This is a genomic window from Klebsiella sp. X13 (assembly GCF_003323835.1).
In the GTDB taxonomy this organism is placed as follows: domain Bacteria; phylum Pseudomonadota; class Gammaproteobacteria; order Enterobacterales; family Enterobacteriaceae; genus Klebsiella; species Klebsiella ornithinolytica.
The window spans coordinates 1,179,379-1,197,153 of the sequence record NZ_CP030874.1; the positions used below are offsets into that span (position 1 = coordinate 1,179,379).

Consider the following 17,775-nt stretch of genomic DNA (forward strand, 5'->3'; position numbering starts at 1 on the left):
GAGGAGAAAAGCCATGTATTACGGCTTTCGTTTAGTCGCGTTGCTGTGCCTGTTATTGTCGGCAATCTATAGTCAACCCGGATGGGCCGAGAGCTGCGGCGGTCGCGTAGGGCAGATGACGATTAACGTGCCGAACATTCGCTATTTGCCGACGCTACGCGCCGATACGCAGATGACCAACGCAATGGCCGATAGCGGCGGCGGTATTCACTTCGTTTGCGATCTGCAGCTGCCCGGTGCCAGCTGGAAACGTATTGTGTACCGGCAGATCAACACGGCCGGCTCGCCGCGAATCATTAACGGCCAGCATGTTTATGCCTCCGCGCTCAGCGGGATGGGCTATTCGTTGGGCTTTCAGTGCGGCGGCGGTCCTGTTCACTATATTGACGGCAGCAATGCACCCGCTGGAAGTGAATCCGTGACGGTTTGCGAGAGTTCACAGCTGTCAACGCTGCTTGCCCAGCGGGAGGTGGTGGTGAAGGCGTATATCACCTTTTATAAAACCGGCGATGTCGCGTTGGTCAGCGGCAACCACGCCAGTGTCCCGGGGCTGCCGCAGGTAGGAAATTTATACATCGAGGAGCAGGACAGCAGCCGCACCGCCCGAACGGCCAGCGCGCCGGTGAGTATCGACCTCGCTGCGCTCAACGTGGATATCGGCGCCAGCGGTAGCTGTCAGGTGGCTCGCCCGACGATTAACGTTAATCTGGGTACGGTCAATAAAGCGGAATTCAAAGGCAAAAGCACCGCAGCCGGGGTGGCGCAGACCTTCAGCATCCCGGTCTCTTGCACCACGCCCACCGATATCCGTATTGGTTTTTTTGGCGTGACCGCCGATCCCGGCGTCAGCGATACCCTGGCGCTGGAAAAAGTCGACGGGGCTGCGAGCGGTGTAGGAATCGAGCTAAGCTATGGCAACAATCCCGCGCCGGCGCCCTCTGCGGGAACCCCGGTGAAAATCAACGAATCCAGCAACCTGCCGGTTCTTAAGCACATTGCGGGCGGGAACGCCGCCGCGGCCGAAAGCATCAACTTCACCGCCCGATACGTGCAAACGGGAGATGTCGTGACGCCCGGACGGGCTAACGGTCTGGCGACCTTCGCGCTCGAATACAACTAGAGGGCCTTCCCGGCGTTGAGCGGCTGACCGATTAGCGCTTCCGCCTGCCAGCAACGGGCCGCGGTCCCGTTACCCGACGGGCGTAGCGGCTGCGGTTTCTCGCAGCCCGCGCCGGCGAACGGACAGCGATCGCGGAAGTAGCAGCCCTCGGGCAGATGGCGATTGCCGGGTAATTCCGTGTTGCGCGGCGCTTCGCCCAGCGCTGAGCCGATACGCGGTACCGAATCCATCAATAGCCGGGTATAGGGATGGGCCGGGTTATCGAGGACCTGACGCGCCTCGCCCATCTCAACGATTTGTCCGAGATACATCACGGCGACGCGATCGCTCATATGGCGCACTACGGACACGTTATGCGAAATCAGGACATAGGTCAGGTTCTGCTGTTTTTGCAGCTCGACCAGCAGGTTGAGGATCTGCGCCTGTACCGAAATATCCAGCGCCGAGGTCGGCTCATCCAGCACGATAATATCCGGCTTTGCCGACAGCGCGCGGGCAATGGCAATGCGCTGGCGCTGGCCGCCGGAAAACTCGTGCGGCAGGCGGTCGAGATACTCCGGGCGGATACCTACCTGCAACGCCAGCTGCTCAGCCAGAAGGCGTCGGGCCTGTTCACTGGGGCGCGACTGGATCCACACCGGCTCGGTGATAGTGCGCCAGACCGGTAGCCGTGGATCCAGTGAGGAGAGCGGATCCTGAAACACCATCTGCATACGCCCGCTGCCGGACGTCGTCGCGCGCTCAAACTGGCCGTGAGAGGGCTTAAGCATGCCCATCAGCAGCTTTGCAAGGGTACTTTTCCCGCAGCCGGACTCGCCGACGATACCTAAGGTTTCACCGCGATACGCCGTGATATCCAGCCCGTTTAGCGCATATACCCGTTCGACGACTTTGCCGCGCCAGTTCTTACGCGCCGGGAAGTTAAGATGAACATCGTTCAGTTTCAGCAGCATCTCAGACATGCGTTTTCTCCCGTTGAGGGTACCAGCAGGCCGCCTGCTGCCCGGTCTGTTCTATCGGGCGGAGCACCGGCGTGATGCCGCAGCCCTCGCCGGCGGCAAAGCAGCGTTCGCGAAAGGCGCAGCCGCCCGGTAATCGCGCCAGATTCGGCACCGTGCCGGGAATTGAGCGCAGCAGCGAACGCGGCTCGCCGTTATCCGGGGCACTGTCGAGCAGGCCGACGGAGTAGGGATGCAGAGGCTGATGCAGCACCTGCTGTGTTAATCCGCTTTCAATCACCGCGCCGGCATACATGACGTACAGCCGATCGCAGATCTGTGAAACCACCGCCATATCGTGGCTGATAAACAGCACCGCGGTGCCCGTGGCCAGCGCTTTCTGTTTTAGCAGGCGCAGCACCTGGCGCTGAACGGTCACGTCCAGCGCGGTGGTCGGTTCATCGGCAATCAGCAGGTCGGGCTCGCAGGAAAAGGCGATGGCGATCATCACCCGCTGGCGCATCCCGCCGGAGAGTTCGAAGGGGTAACGCTCCATCACCCGCTGCGGATCGGCGATCTGCATATCCGCCAGCAGCGCCACCGCCCTGGCGCGCGCCTCGCGGGCAGAAAGGGGACGATGCTGACGAATAACGTCGACCATCTGCTTGCCGATTCGCCGCGTTGGATTCAGGGCGGTCATCGGCTCCTGAAAAATCATCGCCACCCGACGGCCGCGGATATCGCGCATCTCTTGCTCTGAAGCCTTGAGAATATCGTTTCCCATCAGCGTCACCTGACCGCTGTGAATCTGATAGCTTGCCGGCGGCAGCAGACGCATCGCCAGCATGGCGGTGACGGATTTGCCGGAGCCCGATTCCCCCACCACGCCGACGATTTCGCCGCGGTCAATATGCATCGAGACCGCGTTCAGTACATGTACTTCCCCCTGGTAGACGGGGAAGCTCAAACGGACGTTGTCGATTGTCAGAACCCGATTACTCATGCGTTGCGTCCTCCGGACTTCGGATCCAGTAAATCCTGGATCCCGTCCCCAAACAGATTAAAACCGACGGCGGTGATCAAGATCGCCGCTCCCGGGAAGGCGCAGTACCACCACTGATCGAGGACGTAGTTGCGACCGTTTGCCACCATCGCGCCCCACTCAGCGGTAGGCTGTTGCGCGCCGAGGCCGATAAACCCTAGCGTCGCCGCCATCAAAATGGCGCTGCCGATATCCAGCGATGCCTGCACCACCAGCGGCGGCAGGGCGTTGCGTAAAATATGCCAGCTGATCAGGTGCCAGCGGGAGGCGCCGAAGGTTACCGAAGCTTCGACGAAGCTGTGCTGGCGCACCACCAGCGTCTGTCCCCGCGCCAGACGGACATAAAACGGAATACGCACAATAGCGATCGCCAGCATGGCGTTGAATAAGCTTGGGCCTAACGCGGCGGCCAGCGCCATCGTCAGCACCAGCGAAGGGATCGACAGCATGATATCCATCAGCCGCATGATCAGCGCATCGCTGCGTCCGCCGAGCACGCCGGAAAGGCAGCCCAGCAGCGAACCGCTGATCCCGGCGATCAGCACCACCGCCAGGCCGGCGGCGATCGATTGCTGGCTACCGATCAGCACCCGACTGAACAGATCGCGACCGACCTCGTCGGTACCGAACCAGTGGGACAGCGACGGCGCCTGCAGACGGGCGGTAAGATCGATTGCGTTGGGATCGTGCGGTACCAGCCACGGCGAGAAGATCATCAAAAACAGCATGATCAACATAATGGCGCCGCCGATCAGCGTCAGCGGGCTTTTGCGTATCAGCCACAGACGGCGCTTCCACACGGTGTTGCGGCGGGTTTTTTCGATAGCGCCGGGGCGTTCCTGGGTCATCATCACTTAGTTTTCTCCCCGACCCATGCGCGGGTCTATCCATAAATAGAGCAGGTCGACGAGCAGATTGACCAGCACGTAAGCAAAGGACACCACCACGGCAAAGCCCATCACCGCCGGGAAATCGAGCGCCTGAATAGAGGAGACGACGTAGGCGCCCATTCCGGGCCAGGCAAAGACGGTTTCGGTCAGCACCGCGCCGTACAGCAGATCGCCCAGCGCCAGCCCCAGCACCGTGACTGAGGGAATCAGCGCGTTAGGCAGCGCATAGCGCATCACGATGGTCCATTTTGGCAGGCCGCTGGCCAGCGCCGTGCGGATATAATCTTCACTCAGCTGCTCCAGCATGGCGGAGCGAATTTGCCGGGCGACAATCCCCAGGTGGACGAAGGCCAGCGTGGTTGCCGGCAGAATCAGATGCTGCAGCGCGTTAAAGAACACGTCGATGTTGCCTTCCAGCAGCGAATCGATCAGATAAAAGCCGGTCACGCGGGTGGGCGGGTCAAACCAGTCGTCAAGGCGCCCGCTGCCGGGCAGCCAGTCCAGTTTGCCGTAAAACAGGACAATCACTCCCAGCCCCAGCCAGAACGCCGGGGTCGAGATTCCGGTCAGCGCCATCAGGCGAACCAGGTGATCGGTCCAGCGGTTGCGATATACCGCCGAAAGTACCCCCAGCGGAATGCCGACCACCAGCGCGATAAACAGGGCGCAGATCGCCAGTTCGAGCGTGGCCGGGAAAAAGGTCTTTAAATCTTCCAGCACCGGACGCCCGGTACGGATGGAGGTCCCCAGATCGCCGTGCAGCAGGGCGTTGACATAATGGAAAAACTGCTGCCATAACGGCAAATCCAGCCCCAGCTGCTGGCGGATATGGCGGACGATTTCGTCGCTCGCGCGATCGCCTGCCAGCAGCCGCGCCGGATCGCCGGGAATGAGGTGCGAAATAATAAAGGTGATCACGCAGACGCCGGCGACGACGAGGACCAGCCCCCAACTGCGTTGTCGAATTAAACCCCAGAAACTCATGATGACGCCCTCTGCCGGGCCCGCGACGGCCCGGCATCACAAGGTTAAGATGCGCTATTTGTGCATATCGGCAATATTGAAAATCTGCTCAAGCATCGGGTTGAAGACGAAGCCCTTGACCTCTTTATTCATCGCCACCTGGTAGTTCTTCTGGAACAGATAGACGTAGGCGGCCTCATCGATAACGGTTTTCTGCGCCGCCTGATAATCCCGGGTGCGTTCTGTCTGGTCGGTAGTGGCGACGGCCTGTTTGAGCAGCGCGTCAACCTGCGGGTTGGCATAGAACGAACGGTTGCCCGGCAGCCCTTTTTTATCTGACTCGAACCAGTAGTTCATGAACATATAGGGGTCGGCGAAATCCGGGCTCCAGTTGCCGATAGCGATATCGTAATCCCCTTTACCAATGCGCTCGCGCATGGTGGCGTTAGCCAGTTTTTCCAGCTTCACCTGGATGCCGAGGGTTTGCAGATTTGCCTGGGTGGAGAGCGCAATCGGCTCCCAGTTCGGGTCGTTATCGGAGTAGAGGAACGACAGGGTTTTTGGCTTATCGGCGACGTTGGCCAGCGCGGCTTTGGCTTTATCCATATCAAGGGAATACTGCATCGCGCTCGGGTCAAAGCCCCACATACCGTCGGGGATTGGGCCGCGCATCTGTTTGCCGTTGCCGCCGAGAATGCCGCTGACCATCCCTTGATAATCGGTGGCCCAGGAGACGGCGCGGCGTAAATCGACCTGATTCATCGGCGCTTTGCTGTTGTTGAGATACAGGTAGGTCACGCGTAGCGCCGGATAGTCATACACCGCCACGCTATCCTGCTTCTTCAGGGCCGCAAACTGGTCGACCGGCAGCGCATCGGCAATATCCAGATCGCCCTTGGTCAGCTGCAGACGGCGGGCGGCGCTTTCACCAATAATCTTCACCGTCACGCGTTTAAAGGTCGGCTTCGTGCCGCTGAAGTGCGGGTTGGGCACCAGCACCAGCTGCTGGCCTTTCTGCCAGCGCTGCAGCATATAGGCTCCCGAGCCGGCGGTGTGTTCCGCCAGCCAGGCGCGGGCGTCATCGGCGGCGTTGGCCTTCAGGACCGCCGGGTTGACGATCGACGCGCCATCATTGGCCAGGGTGTGGAGGAACGGAGCGAACGAGTCCGGCAGGATGAAGCGCACCGTGGCGGGATCCACGGCCTCAATTTTCAGCCCGCTCGGGAAGGCTTCCGAAGGACCTTGCTTAATGCGCATCAGGCGTTCGAAAGAGAGTTTTACCGCTTCGGCGGTGACCGGCGTGCCGTCGTCAAACTGCATGTTTTTGTGCAGTGAAAAGGTCCAGGTTTTACCGTCATCAGAGACCTGCCAGCTTTCGGCCAGGTCGCCCTCGACGTCCGTTGAGCCTTTCCCGTCCTGGGTTTTGTATTTGACCAGCCGCTGATAGGCCGGGTAGGTGACCGTCCAGTCGTTATTATCAATAGTGACGGCCGGGTCGAGCGTCTGCGGATCGGCGGCTTTACCGATGACCAGCATATCTTTGGGCACGGCAGCATAAGCCGGGGCGATAGCCGCTGCCAGCGCAACGGCCAACAGCAGCGGGCGAAAACCGGTAAAAGAGGTGCGACTCATATTCATGGAATGACTCCGTCAGTGTGAGCGGGGGACAGGCAGGCGAAAACATCGTCAAGGAGCGGATAACCGGCCGCATCCGGTAATTCGAAGTGCCACCATTCCGTGGAAATACCCTTAAAGCCGCCGCCAAACATAATGGCGTTCAATAGCAGGCGGTTACGTTGGGCGGCCTGGGGAACCACCGGGTGATAAGGGTGAGAGAGATCGTCCATCTCATCGAAGGCGGTGCCCATATCCAGCGGCTGGCCGTTTTCGTCGATTAACGTCACATCAATAGCGGTACCGCGGCTGTGGTTCGAACCCAGCGCAATCGGCACCACGTAGTCCTGGTTCGGACAGGCGTTCCACAGCAACTGCTGCGCCTGCTGCGGACGATAGGCATCGAGAACCTGCAGATTCAGGCCCGCCAGCTGTGCGATGCGCAGGGATCTCTCCAGCGCCGCCGCCGCATCCGGGTGCAGCAGGCAGCGGGCTTCGGCATAGATGGGCTGGCCGGTAATGTTATCGGCGCTGGCGTACTTGAGATCGATAGCCAGCGCCGGAAAGCGCGCGCGGATATCGACCAGAGTGACTTGCTGATTCATCTGTTGTTTCCTGTCCTGGAGCCTGACGAGCAGGCGCTTATTCACGTTCAAATTGACCAAATTCCTGCTGCAGCGCCCGGTTTTCGGCCAGCCGGCGCGACAGCGTCGGGCCGAGTTGCTCGACGACCGCGGAGAGCAGCAGGTTGAAAAGACAGCTGATTGGGGCGAGGGAATCCCAAAAATGACCGGTATCGGTTTTGACCTGCAGCAGATCGACCGGATAGTCGCGGGCCCACGGACACCAGATATCGGTGACCAGCGCGGTGGCAATGCGCCGCTCGGCGGCAACCCGACAGAACTGGCGGGCGGTGCTGGAGTAGGCGCGGGTATCCGTCAGGATGATGTAAGGGTGTGCGTATTCGGAGTTCAGCGACTCCAGCCAGCTACCGGAACTGCCGTCGGCATAGGTCACGCGCGGGCGCAGGTATTCGAGATGGCTAAAAAAGCTGTTGGCGATGCCTCGCGTGGACTGGATCCCGAGCACAATCACCGTATCGGCCTGGGCGATCCGCGTGCTGACCCGGGCGAAGGTCTCTTCCTGCGCCAGCTGATAAACATAGCGGATCGCATCCAGCTCCATCTGCAGCGACAGGCTGGCGCGATCGGGCTGGGTTTGCTGCTGCGCCCAGGAGTCGAGGCGGTCGATGACGCCCCAGTGTTTATAGGGCGCCGGGGTATGATCTTTCAGACCGTTTTTGACGTCGTCGAGGTTGCGATAGCCGAGTTTGCGCAGGCAGCGGCCGACGGTGATCCCGCTGGTACCGGTCGCCAGCGCAATGCTATCGGCCGTTTCATAGGGAATATGTTCCCGATGGCTCAGTAGCCAGCTGCCGATGCGTTTTTCACTTGGCGTCAGCTGACTAAATATCGACTCGATGGTGCGAAACAGCCTGGAGTTATCGTTCATACCCGCCTCTCAATGAGATTTCTCTCTCATGAACCCGCATTGTGTTACTCAACTAACAAAGCACGATGCATGCCATCTGTTCCGGAAAACCGTTTTTTGCGGTATCACTGGGAAAATGCGCGAGGCAGGCGAACAAAGAGCGTATATTTTCGCCAGAATATGCACAAAGAAAGTGCAACGTTTCCTGGTTGTGCATCACAAAAATAAAACATACGATTAACAATGTTGTAATCTGTGCAACAAATGAGCAGAAAATAAAGCGCGCTGGAATCGTGCAAAACCTTCACAAAACCCACGTATTGATAAGGATGATGGTATGAACTTAAAGGTCTGTCTGACCTTCGTACTCGCGAGTATTGCCTGCGGTAGCCAGGCGCGGGATCTGCAGGCGATTCAACAAAGCGGTGAGTTGAAAGTGGGCGTTCCGGGCGACTATGCTCCGCTGGCGTTCCACAACGAAGCGGGCGAACTGCGCGGTTACGACGTGGATATGGCAAAGGATCTGGGGCAGAAGCTGGGGCTTAAGGTCACCTTTGTGCTGACCAGCTGGCCGACGCTTTCCAGCGATCTGAAGGCCGATAAGTTTGATATTGCGATGGGCGGTGTCACTGAAACCCCGGAACGGGCTAAAGATTTCGCCCTCAGCCATCCGGTGGTGGCAAACGGAAAAATCGCCCTGGCGAACTGTATGGCGGCCCCGGCACTCGGCAGCCTGGAAAAGATTGACCGCCCCAATGTGAAAGTGATTGTTAACCCGGGCGGCACCAATCAGAGCTACGTCGATGCTCATCTCAAACATGCGCAGATTATCAGGGTCAAAAATAACGTCGATAATCTCGAGGCGTTACGCCAGAAAACCGCCGATATGATGGTCACCGACCTGATTGAAGGCGTCTATTACGAGAACAAAGAGCCCGGTGTCTTCTGCGTCGCGACGGATAAACCCTTCCCGGGCACCGCCAGTTTTAAAGTCTATATGATGAACAAAGATAATCAGCCGCTGCTGGAGAAGGTGAACCGCTGGCTGGACAGTCAGGATAAAAATATCCTCAAACAAAAATGGAAGATTCACGAATAGGTGCCGGCGGAGATAACCTTACCGACGGGTAAAGATATCTCCGCGAAATCGCGCCTCTGCGCGGAGCACGCGCGGACTACACAACCTGCCCAGACTCCAGCTTGATAATCCGATCCGCCAGGTAAAAGTAGCGGTCGTCGTGGGTGATCGCGACGATGGTCCGGCCTTCGGCTTTGAGCATTGGCAACAGCTCCAGGTAAAACACGGCCTTAAACTCCGGGTCCTGATCGGCGGCCCACTCATCAAACAGATACAGCGGGCGCGCCTCCAGCCAGGCCTGCAGCAGCGCCAGCCGCTTGCGCTGTCCCTGCGAGAGGGCGGTCGTCGAAAAACGGCCGTTCTGGAAACGTACTTTATGACTGAGCTTTAGCAGATGCAGCAAATGCGCCACCTGCGCGGGCGTCCGCTCATGGATAAACGCCACGTCGTCAAAAAGAAAAAAATCGCTGAAAACCACAGAGAACAGCTGGCGATAGCCTGCCTGCTGGTCGGCGGCAATCTTGCTGCCGTTCAGTAAAATGGCCCCGCTATCCGGAGGATAAAGGCCGACCAGCAGATTGGCGAGCGTGGTTTTGCCGCTGCCGTTGCCGCCGACCACAAACACCAGTTCCCCGGGCGTAAACTGCAGATTCAGCGGCCCGAGGGTAAAGCGTTCGCCATCTTCTCCCTGGTACTGATAGCGAACCTCTTGCAGCGTCAGGGAGCGAAAGGGCACCGCAGGCAGCGGGCGCTGCGGCTGTTCCGGGGGCAGATGGTCACGCAGGTGCTGCACCCGCTGGAGCGCCACCCGGGCGCTGGCAATCGTTGGCAGCGATGACAGCACGCCTTCGACCGGCACAATCATGTAGAGAAAGATCATGACGTAGCCGGTGATGGCCGCCGGATCCAGCGTCAGGGAGTCCCGCAGGCCGAACAGCACCAGGCCGATAAAGGCAAAAAACAGAATACTTCCCCAGCTGGTGGCCAGCCCGTAGAGGACATACCCGCGGGTCCGTTCCCGGCGGACGGCTTCAATGTTGTCCGCCAGCTCGCCATACACAAATCGCTGGCGGCGAGCGGCATTAAGCCGGTATTCGCGTCCGCCGTCGAACAGTTTTTTGCACTGTTGAATCAAGGTGTCTTCCCGCTGTCGCGACCGGCGCAGCAGGCCGATCGCCCGGCCGTGGGCGGCGCGATAGCCCAGAGTGCCGAGGGCTATCGCCACCAGCGCCAGTGCGAGAACGCTGGCGGAGAGGGTGGCGAGGTAAATCAGGCAGCCGATAATGACCGCGCCGTAGATAAACAGGTTTGGCAGGCTGACAAAAAATACCACCAGGGTGTCAAGATCCTGAGTCAGCACTGACACCGTTTTCGCCATCCCGGCACGCTCCAGCGACAGCCAGCGGGTCTCGCTGACGTGGCGGGTGAGCTCGCCGCGCAGGTGCGCCTTTACTTTCTGCCCGAGAAACATAAACGTGGTCTGCGAGACAATCCGGGTCGCCAGCATCAGCAACGCCAGCAGCGCAAACTGTATTCCCGGAGCGAGAGCGCTTTTCTCCTGCGGCAGCGTCAGACTGTGGTTAATCATAGCCAGCAGCGACGCATTGCTAAACCCGCTGATTAACCCGGCGACAACCGCCAGCAGCAGCCAGCCGCCGACCATACGAAATAAAATCAACAAAACCGACATGCGGCATTCCTTTTTTTCATGGCTTTTTATCTGTTATTCAGCCCCACGCTGGCCCTTTGCGCGAATCAACGGCCAGACCAGCAGCGGGACGCCAATAAGCGAGGCCACCAGTCCGACCGGAAGCTGGCGCGGATAGAGCGCGTTGCGTCCCAGCCAGTCGGCGAGGGTCATAATGCAGGCGGAGAGCAGCGCGGCGGTGTAGAGCTGCGCCAGCGCGCCTTTGACACCGGTTTTACGCGCCAGATGCGGCCCGAGCAGGCCAATAAACGACACCGGGCCAACCAGCAGCGTGGCGAGCCCGGTCATCAGCGCCGCCAGCGTCAGTACCCCGAAACGGGCGCGGGGCAGGGAAAGCCCCAGCGAACCGGCAACCCCGCCGAGCGGCAGCAGCACCAGCCAGCGGCGGAACAGCGGCGTCAGGGTCAGCAAAATCAGGGTGGCAATAAACAGCCACTGCGCCAGAGGGGCGCTGATGTAATAGGTACTGCCGGTCATCAGCGGCAGCAGCACCGAGCTGGCAGCAAGGTTATTGAGCATGACCATGCTCACCGCCGCCTGGCACAGGGCATTGAGGGCGACGCCGTTGAGTAACACCCGCTGCGGATTAAAGGCGCTGCGGCGGCTGTTCCACATCGTCAGCAGCAGGCTGATAAGCGCGCCGCAGAGGCTGCTGAACAGCAAAAAATTGCTGCCGTGGGTGGGAAACAGCAAAATATACACGGTCACCCCCATCGCCGCGCCGCCGCCGATACCCAGCACTTCAGGACTGGCGAGCGGATTGCCGCTAACCCGCTGCATCAGTACCCCCGCGCCAGCCAGCAACGCGCCGGCGCTAATGGCCGCCAGCAGACGCGGCAGCCGTAAAGGCAGCAGCTGAGCCAGCTCAGTCGAATGCGCCCAGTGCCAGTGGGCCAGACCATGGCCGAAAAACAGCGAGATAGCCACGGATACCGCGAGGGCGAGCACTGCCGCCCAGGGAATCCAACGGCTGGTGTGGGACGACATCTGCGGCGGCGGGGCGGTATCCAGACTCTGCTGACGGGCGAAGCGCGCCAGCAGGATCAGCAGCGGTCCGCCGGTCAGGGCGGTTAACATCCCCACCGGCAGCAGCTGGCCGTTAAACAGGGAAACACGTGAAACGCAAAGGTCGGTAAACCACAGCAGGCCTGAGCCGGTCAGGGCGCTATGCAACACCAGCTGGCGCGAGGTGCGCGCGCCGCCAAAACGGGCGAGATGCGGTGCGGCAAGACCAATGAAGCCGATGACGCCGACGGCATTGATGATAAGCGCGCTCATCACCAGCGCCAGCAGCACCGCGGCGGCACGAATCCGCAGCGGTGAAGCGCCAAGACTATTCACCATGGTTTCCGGGAGCTGCAGCAGTTCCAGCGGGCGAAATAGCAGCATCAGTAGCCCGACGCACAGCGCCAGCCACGGCAGCAGCGCCAGCAGCAGATGGCTGTCCTCCTGCGCCAGCGAACCGCCGCCCCACATCAGCACGGTCAGCAGGAAACGGTCGTTGATAATGGCGATCAGCATGGTCAGCGCACCGCACCACAGGTTAATCATCATTCCCGCCTGAATCATCACCAGCGGAGAGAGGCGCTGGCGCCAGCTCAGAAGCAGAACCAGCAGCAGTGCGACCAGCTCGCCGCCGATAATCATCCCCATCCGCATTCCGCCGGTCAGCGCCGGTAGCCACAGCGACGCCAGGCCCATCGCCAGGGTTGCGCCGGAAGTCATCCCGAGGGTGATCGGCTCCGCCAGCGGGTTGCGCAGCGCGCGTTGCATCAGCCAGCCGCACAGCCCGAGCGTCGCGCCGCCTACGATGGCCATCCCCTGTCGTGGAAGCCACATGCTGTGCAGGATAATCGTCGTCGGCTGAACGTTGTGGGCATCGAACAGCGCGGCAAACCCGCCCTGATGCCGCACATCGCCGACCGCCAGCAGCAGAGAAGCCAGCCACAGCATGCCGATAACGCCTCAGGAGAGATGACGGGAAAAGGGCTCATGCATCGCGCCACCCCGCCATCAGCTGGCTGAAAATATCGGCAAAACGCCCGGCGGTGATCAGTGCGCCGGCGTCGCTGATGGGCTGCTCAATCAGCGCGAGTGGATAGCGTGAGGTCAGCGGCAGGCTTCGCCACAGCCGGCTTTGCTGCCAGTGCGCTACCGCCTCACGCTGATCCGCCGCGACCAGCAGGATCGGTCGGGCATCGAGGGTGGCGATACGGGTGAGCTCCACCAGGACGTTGCCTTCGGCGCCGCCGCTTGCACGCCAGGCGTTGCGCATCCCGCAGGCCGCCAGTACATCGCCCGGCAGACTACCGGCGGTATACAACCGCAGGTGTAACGCATCCACCGGGGAAGCGAACAAGACCGGCTGAAGCAGTTTCTGCGCATAGCCGCGGGCACGGATAATGCGCTGGGACAGAGCGGCGATCAGCGCGGCCGCCTGGGGTTCACGTTTAAGTACGATACCCAGCTGTTGCGTGGCGCTAATAAAGGCGCTGAGGCCGTGGGCGGGCAGCGTCACGAGGGGGGCCACCTGCGCCAGAGCCGGTTTTAACAGGGCGTGTTGGGGAGTGATCACAATTGTGTCCGGTTTCAACGCATAGAGCGTTTCCAGATTAGGTTGAAACAACAGGCCTAAATCCTGCACCGCTGCCGGCAGAGTCGGAACGGAGATCAGTTTGCGATACCAGTCCGGCGCCGAAACCCCCGCTGGTGTAATGCCGAGAGCGAGGATCATTTCGGTCAGCCCCCAGTCCAGTACCGCCAGCCGCTGTGGCACAGGCGAACTGCTGGCCCACGACAGAGCGGGGGCCAGCAGGGCAGCAGTGAGCAACCTGCGTCGTGACAGCATGGCTACCACTTGTAGTTCACGGTGGCAATCAGCTGGCGTTTCATCGCATATTCGCAGCCGTTATCCTGACACGAGGCGAGATAGGTTTTATCCGTCAGGTTGGCGGCGTTAAGCGCCACGCCCCATTCACGCCACTGGTAGCCAATTCGCGCGTCGTACACCGTCGCCGCCGGGACTTTCAGGCTGTTATCGCTGGTGGCATAGCTGCTGCCGATATAACGCACGCCGCCGCCCAGCGAGAAACCGTCGAGCGGGCCGCTCAGCGCATACTGGGTCCACAGTTTGGCGCTGTGACGGGAAATCCCCACCGGATGTTTGCCTTCCGTGCCGTCGTTAGCGCTGGTGACTTTCGGGTCGGTGAAGGCCCAGGATGCCAGTACCGACCAGGCCGGGGTGAGGTTGATTTTGCCGTCCAGTTCGACGCCGCGAGAACGGATCTCACCGGTTTGCACGCTGAAGTTGGCATGATCCGGGTCCGGAGTGGCGACGTTGGTTTCACGCAGGTTAAACAGCGCAAGGGTAAACAGCGCATCGAGGCCAACCGGATCGTACTTCAGACCAATCTCCGACTGTTTACCTTCGGTGGGCTTAAAGGCGTGGCCGTAGAAATCGGTATTGCTGCTCGGCACGAACGACGTCGAATAGCTGATGTACGGCGCCAGTCCGTTGTCGAAGTGGTAGAGCAGCCCGGCGCGGCCGGTGGTGGCGTAATCGTTACGTTCGCTGCGGCTATCGGTAAGCAGATCGGTGCTTTTCGTTTTCGCCGCATCGTACCGCCCGGCGAGATTGACGATCCAGTTATTCCACTCCAGCTGATCCTGTAAATAGAACCCGGTTTGATCCAGAGTTGAGTGGGTATTGCTGGTGAAGGCCGGTTTTTCAACCGGGGTGCTGTAGTCCGGATCGAGATAGTTGATCGGGCTGGCATCGCCGTAGCCGGCCTGGCTGCGTACCGAAGTGTGCATCCGGTCGATCCCCGCCAGCAGAACGTGAGCGATCGGGCCACTTTGCAGGTGAAACTCCGCCTGGTTGTCCACCGCAAAGTTGGACATGGTCTCTTTCAGGTTCATCGAATAGCGGTCTATCAACGGCGCGTCGGCGTGCTCGCCCCACGGATAAACCATCAGATAGTTACCTGTACTGCTGATATAGCGCAGGTTCTGACGGAAGGTGACCGTATCGTTAAAGTCATGGCGGAACTGATAGCCAATACTGCCCTGTTCACGCTCGTACTTATCAAAACCGGGCTGTCCGCCGTAGAAGCTGGTGGAGATCTGCCCGTTAGGGTTATGGGTCAGGGTGCCTGAGATCGGCATCTGGTTGTAGAAGCCGCTGTCCGGGTCTTTGCGCAGCTGTGCAAGGAGGGTCAGGCTGGTTCGCTCGTTCGGCTGCCAGGTCAGCGAAGGGGCAATATCATAGTGCTGGTAGCGGGTGTGATCGACCTGGGTTTGCGTATCGAAAAAGGTCCCTGCGACGCGGCCCAGTAGCGTTTTGTCGGCGTTCAGCGGGCCGGTAACGTCGAAACCGGTGCCAAACAGGTTGTTATTGCCCGCGGTGACATACACCTGACCGCCGGCGTCAGCCTGCGGGGTTTTGCTCACCATATTGACGATCCCGCCCGGATTGGCCTGCCCGTAGAGCACCGATGCCGGCCCTTTGACCACCTCTATGCGCGAGAGCAGGAACGGATCCCACGCCGGGCGGCTCCACCAGGCTTCACGCGGCAGACGCAGGCCGTCGAGATATTCGTCGGCTTCGAATCCACGCACGATAATGGTGTCGAAACGGGTATCCGGCCCGGCGTTTTCCGAGGCGACGCCGGAGACGTAGCGTAGTGCTTCCGGAATCGTCTTTGCCGCCTGCGCCTCAATTTGCGCCTGGGTGATGACGGCAATACTTTGCGACGTCCGGCTAATCAACTGGCTGGATTTACTGCCCGCCGTCGCGCTGTGCGCAACGATGTTGCTCTCGTCATCCTGCCCCTGCGCACCGGCATCGGCGGTAACCACTATCGTCTGTTCTTTTGTGCTATCCTGCCCGTTATCCGCAGTGAACGCTTGCCCGCTGTATCCTGCGATGATCGTACATGCCAGTACTTTCAACGGTTTATCCCTGAGAAACTTGCCAATCTGTCTCATAGCATTTCCGACTGTTATTAGAATTGGATGGAAATGATAATTATTCAACTTCAAAAGAGAAGCCTGTCCATGGCAGAATGGCGCGACTGGTCACCTGGATGTCGCCATTCGGACAAAAGTTGTCTCTAAACGCAGCAGTACGGATAAATGGTGAGAATCGGACAAAGGGCAGGTGAAGATGACAATCCCGCACGCTATTGAAGGGCTACGCCAGCTGAAATATACCCCCGGCAGCGAAGAGCCGGTTCATCAGCATGAACAAGGGCAACTGATCTACCCGCTGCGCGGTGTGGCAAAAATTGTGACTCCGCAGCATATCTGGCTGCTGTCGCCCGGTCGTGCCATCTGGCTGCCCGGCGGTTTGTCGCACGGTCTGCAGGCGATTGATCACGTCGTGACGCAAAATCTCTATTTAACCCCTCAGGCCTCGCGTCAGTTTGGCCTCCAGTGCCGTGGACTGGCCGCTACCCCGCTACTGCATACCCTGATTGCAGCCGGTCTGGAAGAGACCGTGTCGACGGAACGTCAGGCGCTGATTCTGGCGTTGTTGAGCGACGAGCTGGCCCGCTTGCCTGCCAGCATGCTGTGCCATGTCATTCTCCCCAGCGACCGGCGCGTGCGCCAGGTGTGCGATACCCTTTGCCGCGAGCTGGACCATGCGGCCACGCTGGCGTGGTGGGGGCAAAAAGTGGGGGCCAGCGAGCGCACGCTGGCGCGGTTGTTCCGCGAAGAGACCCATCTCAGTTTCTCAGAATGGCGTCAGCAGATTCGTCTGCTGGAGGCGGTATGCAATCTCGCGCGCGGCGTGACGGTGAGCAAACTGGCTCATGAACTGGGGTACGCTAGCGCCAGCGCGTTTATCGCGATGTTCCGTAAAAAGCTTGGCGTGTCGCCGCAGCGCTACATTCTGGCCACCGGCGGCCGGGAGTAAGCGTCAGATTTTTCCGCCCTGCGGCCTTTAGCCTTTTCGCCCTTTCACGCGAGCGCGGACGGTATCCCGCATCGCGCGAATTAACGTCTCTTTGCTGCGCCCGCGGCGAAAGATCAGCGAAAAGGGAGCCTGGTAGCCATATTCTGTCGGCAGCAGGGCGCGCAGCTTTTGCGCTTGTACCCACGGCAGCGCATAGTGCTCCGGCAGATAGCCGATATATTTGCCGGACAAGATGAGCATCAGCTGTGCTTCCATACTTTCGGCGCTGGCTTCGCTCTGCTTAAAGCCTTTACGCCCCAAATCACTGCTGCTCCAGTAGCTGCGGGTGACCATCCGCATCGGCGAAATCAGCGCTTCCGTCAGATGTTTAACGGTAAAGAGCGGGTGCTTATCGCCGCAGTAGAGCCAGTTTTGTTCGCGATAGAGCGGATGAGAAATCACGCTGTTGGCCTGAAGTGAGAAGGTCCCGACGGCGAGATCCAGTTCGTTATTCAACACGCCCTGTAAAAGCGCGTTCGGACTTCTGACCTGCAGGTTTATCTGTACCCGCGGGAAGCGTTCGCTGAATGTCGCAATAATATCGCTCATGGGCAGCATCGGATCGGTAATCGTAGAATCGATGACGCCAAGATTAAAGATCCCGGTTTGCTCGCCCCGCAGAGTGGCCGTATTGCGTTCGAAATCCTCCAGCGAATTCAGCAAATCGATGCTTTGCTGAAGGACGGTTTCCCCTTTTTCCGTCAGCGAAAATCCGCCTCTGCCACGGCGACACAGAATGATTCCCAGCTTCTCTTCAAGCTCACTCATATAGTTGCTGATGGCCGAAACCGTCAGGTTAAGCTCCTGCTGGGCATTGGCGTAGCCCTGATATTTTGCGACGGTGATAAAAACGTGTAACAGGCGCAGATTGGGAAATTTGCCCACTGACATAGGGGAATACTCCACTGTAAGTCCCGGGTTTTGTTTTTATTTTTCTAAACTAATTTTTTGGCTTTGACTATTTTTTCTCTGTAC

The 17,775-nt window shown here is 59.6% G+C and carries 15 protein-coding genes; 3 read left to right on the forward strand and 12 right to left on the reverse strand.

Annotated features, from left to right (window positions below; translation table 11 throughout):
* The first annotated feature begins 13 nt into the window (after positions 1–13).
* Positions 14–1,120, forward strand: coding sequence for a fimbrial protein (locus tag DSD31_RS05795; protein WP_015585901.1), 1,107 nt, complete (start codon positions 14–16; stop codon positions 1,118–1,120).
* Here the strand turns inward: DSD31_RS05795 and DSD31_RS05800 are convergent.
* The 7 genes from DSD31_RS05800 to DSD31_RS05830 are packed head-to-tail and all read right to left on the reverse strand — an operon-like array spanning position 1,117 to position 8,079.
* Positions 1,117–2,082 (reverse strand): oligopeptide/dipeptide ABC transporter ATP-binding protein, encoded by a 966-nt coding sequence (locus tag DSD31_RS05800; RefSeq protein ID WP_004866718.1) that lies wholly within the window; start codon positions 2,080–2,082, stop codon positions 1,117–1,119. The genes DSD31_RS05795 and DSD31_RS05800 overlap by 4 nt on opposite strands.
* Positions 2,075–3,061 (reverse strand): ABC transporter ATP-binding protein, encoded by a 987-nt coding sequence (locus DSD31_RS05805; RefSeq protein WP_004866715.1) that lies wholly within the window; start codon positions 3,059–3,061, stop codon positions 2,075–2,077. Before DSD31_RS05805 ends, DSD31_RS05800 begins: the two co-directional genes overlap by 8 nt.
* Complete coding sequence (ddpC, locus tag DSD31_RS05810; protein WP_032724284.1) at positions 3,058–3,954, reverse strand: D,D-dipeptide ABC transporter permease; 897 nt, start codon at positions 3,952–3,954, stop codon at positions 3,058–3,060. Before ddpC ends, DSD31_RS05805 begins: the two co-directional genes overlap by 4 nt.
* Complete coding sequence (locus tag DSD31_RS05815; protein WP_004866710.1) at positions 3,955–4,974, reverse strand: ABC transporter permease; 1,020 nt, start codon at positions 4,972–4,974, stop codon at positions 3,955–3,957.
* A 54-nt stretch (positions 4,975–5,028) separates the two neighbouring features.
* Positions 5,029–6,585, reverse strand: a complete 1,557-nt coding sequence (locus DSD31_RS05820) for an ABC transporter substrate-binding protein (RefSeq protein ID WP_369974013.1) — start codon at positions 6,583–6,585, stop codon at positions 5,029–5,031.
* 2 nt (positions 6,586–6,587) lie between these two features.
* Complete coding sequence (ddpX, locus tag DSD31_RS05825) at positions 6,588–7,172, reverse strand: D-alanyl-D-alanine dipeptidase (RefSeq protein ID WP_069476499.1); 585 nt, start codon at positions 7,170–7,172, stop codon at positions 6,588–6,590.
* Between the two features lie 37 nt (positions 7,173–7,209).
* Positions 7,210–8,079 (reverse strand): MurR/RpiR family transcriptional regulator, encoded by an 870-nt coding sequence (locus tag DSD31_RS05830; protein WP_004866702.1) that lies wholly within the window; start codon positions 8,077–8,079, stop codon positions 7,210–7,212.
* Between the two features lie 316 nt (positions 8,080–8,395).
* Between DSD31_RS05830 and DSD31_RS05835 the strand changes: the two genes are divergently transcribed.
* On the forward strand, positions 8,396–9,157 hold the full coding sequence (locus DSD31_RS05835) for a transporter substrate-binding domain-containing protein (protein WP_004866701.1): 762 nt from the start codon (positions 8,396–8,398) through the stop codon (positions 9,155–9,157).
* A 76-nt stretch (positions 9,158–9,233) separates the two neighbouring features.
* On the opposite strand, the gene DSD31_RS05840 is transcribed toward DSD31_RS05835, so the two are convergent.
* From DSD31_RS05840 to DSD31_RS05855, 4 genes are read right to left on the reverse strand one after another with little or no spacing between them, the layout of a single operon-like run.
* Positions 9,234–10,826, reverse strand: coding sequence for a cyclic peptide export ABC transporter (locus DSD31_RS05840; protein WP_044350321.1), 1,593 nt, complete (start codon positions 10,824–10,826; stop codon positions 9,234–9,236).
* Between the two features lie 33 nt (positions 10,827–10,859).
* The gene (gene fhuB / locus DSD31_RS05845; RefSeq protein ID WP_113990879.1) at positions 10,860–12,797 is read right to left on the reverse strand and encodes a Fe(3+)-hydroxamate ABC transporter permease FhuB; all 1,938 of its coding nucleotides are present in this window, start codon (positions 12,795–12,797) and stop codon (positions 10,860–10,862) included.
* A 37-nt stretch (positions 12,798–12,834) separates the two neighbouring features.
* Positions 12,835–13,692, reverse strand: coding sequence for an ABC transporter substrate-binding protein (locus tag DSD31_RS05850; RefSeq protein WP_064359146.1), 858 nt, complete (start codon positions 13,690–13,692; stop codon positions 12,835–12,837).
* Between the two features lie 2 nt (positions 13,693–13,694).
* On the reverse strand, positions 13,695–15,830 hold the full coding sequence (locus DSD31_RS05855) for a TonB-dependent siderophore receptor (RefSeq protein WP_044350317.1): 2,136 nt from the start codon (positions 15,828–15,830) through the stop codon (positions 13,695–13,697).
* Positions 15,831–16,008: 178 nt separating this feature from the next.
* Here DSD31_RS05855 and DSD31_RS05860 point away from each other — a divergent pair, with 178 nt between their 5' ends.
* Positions 16,009–16,761, forward strand: coding sequence for an AraC family transcriptional regulator (locus DSD31_RS05860; RefSeq protein WP_004866685.1), 753 nt, complete (start codon positions 16,009–16,011; stop codon positions 16,759–16,761).
* A gap of 27 nt (positions 16,762–16,788) precedes the next feature.
* Here DSD31_RS05860 and DSD31_RS05865 read toward each other — a convergent pair whose 3' ends face one another.
* Complete coding sequence (locus DSD31_RS05865; protein WP_004866683.1) at positions 16,789–17,691, reverse strand: LysR family transcriptional regulator; 903 nt, start codon at positions 17,689–17,691, stop codon at positions 16,789–16,791.
* Positions 17,692–17,775 lie beyond the last annotated feature (84 nt).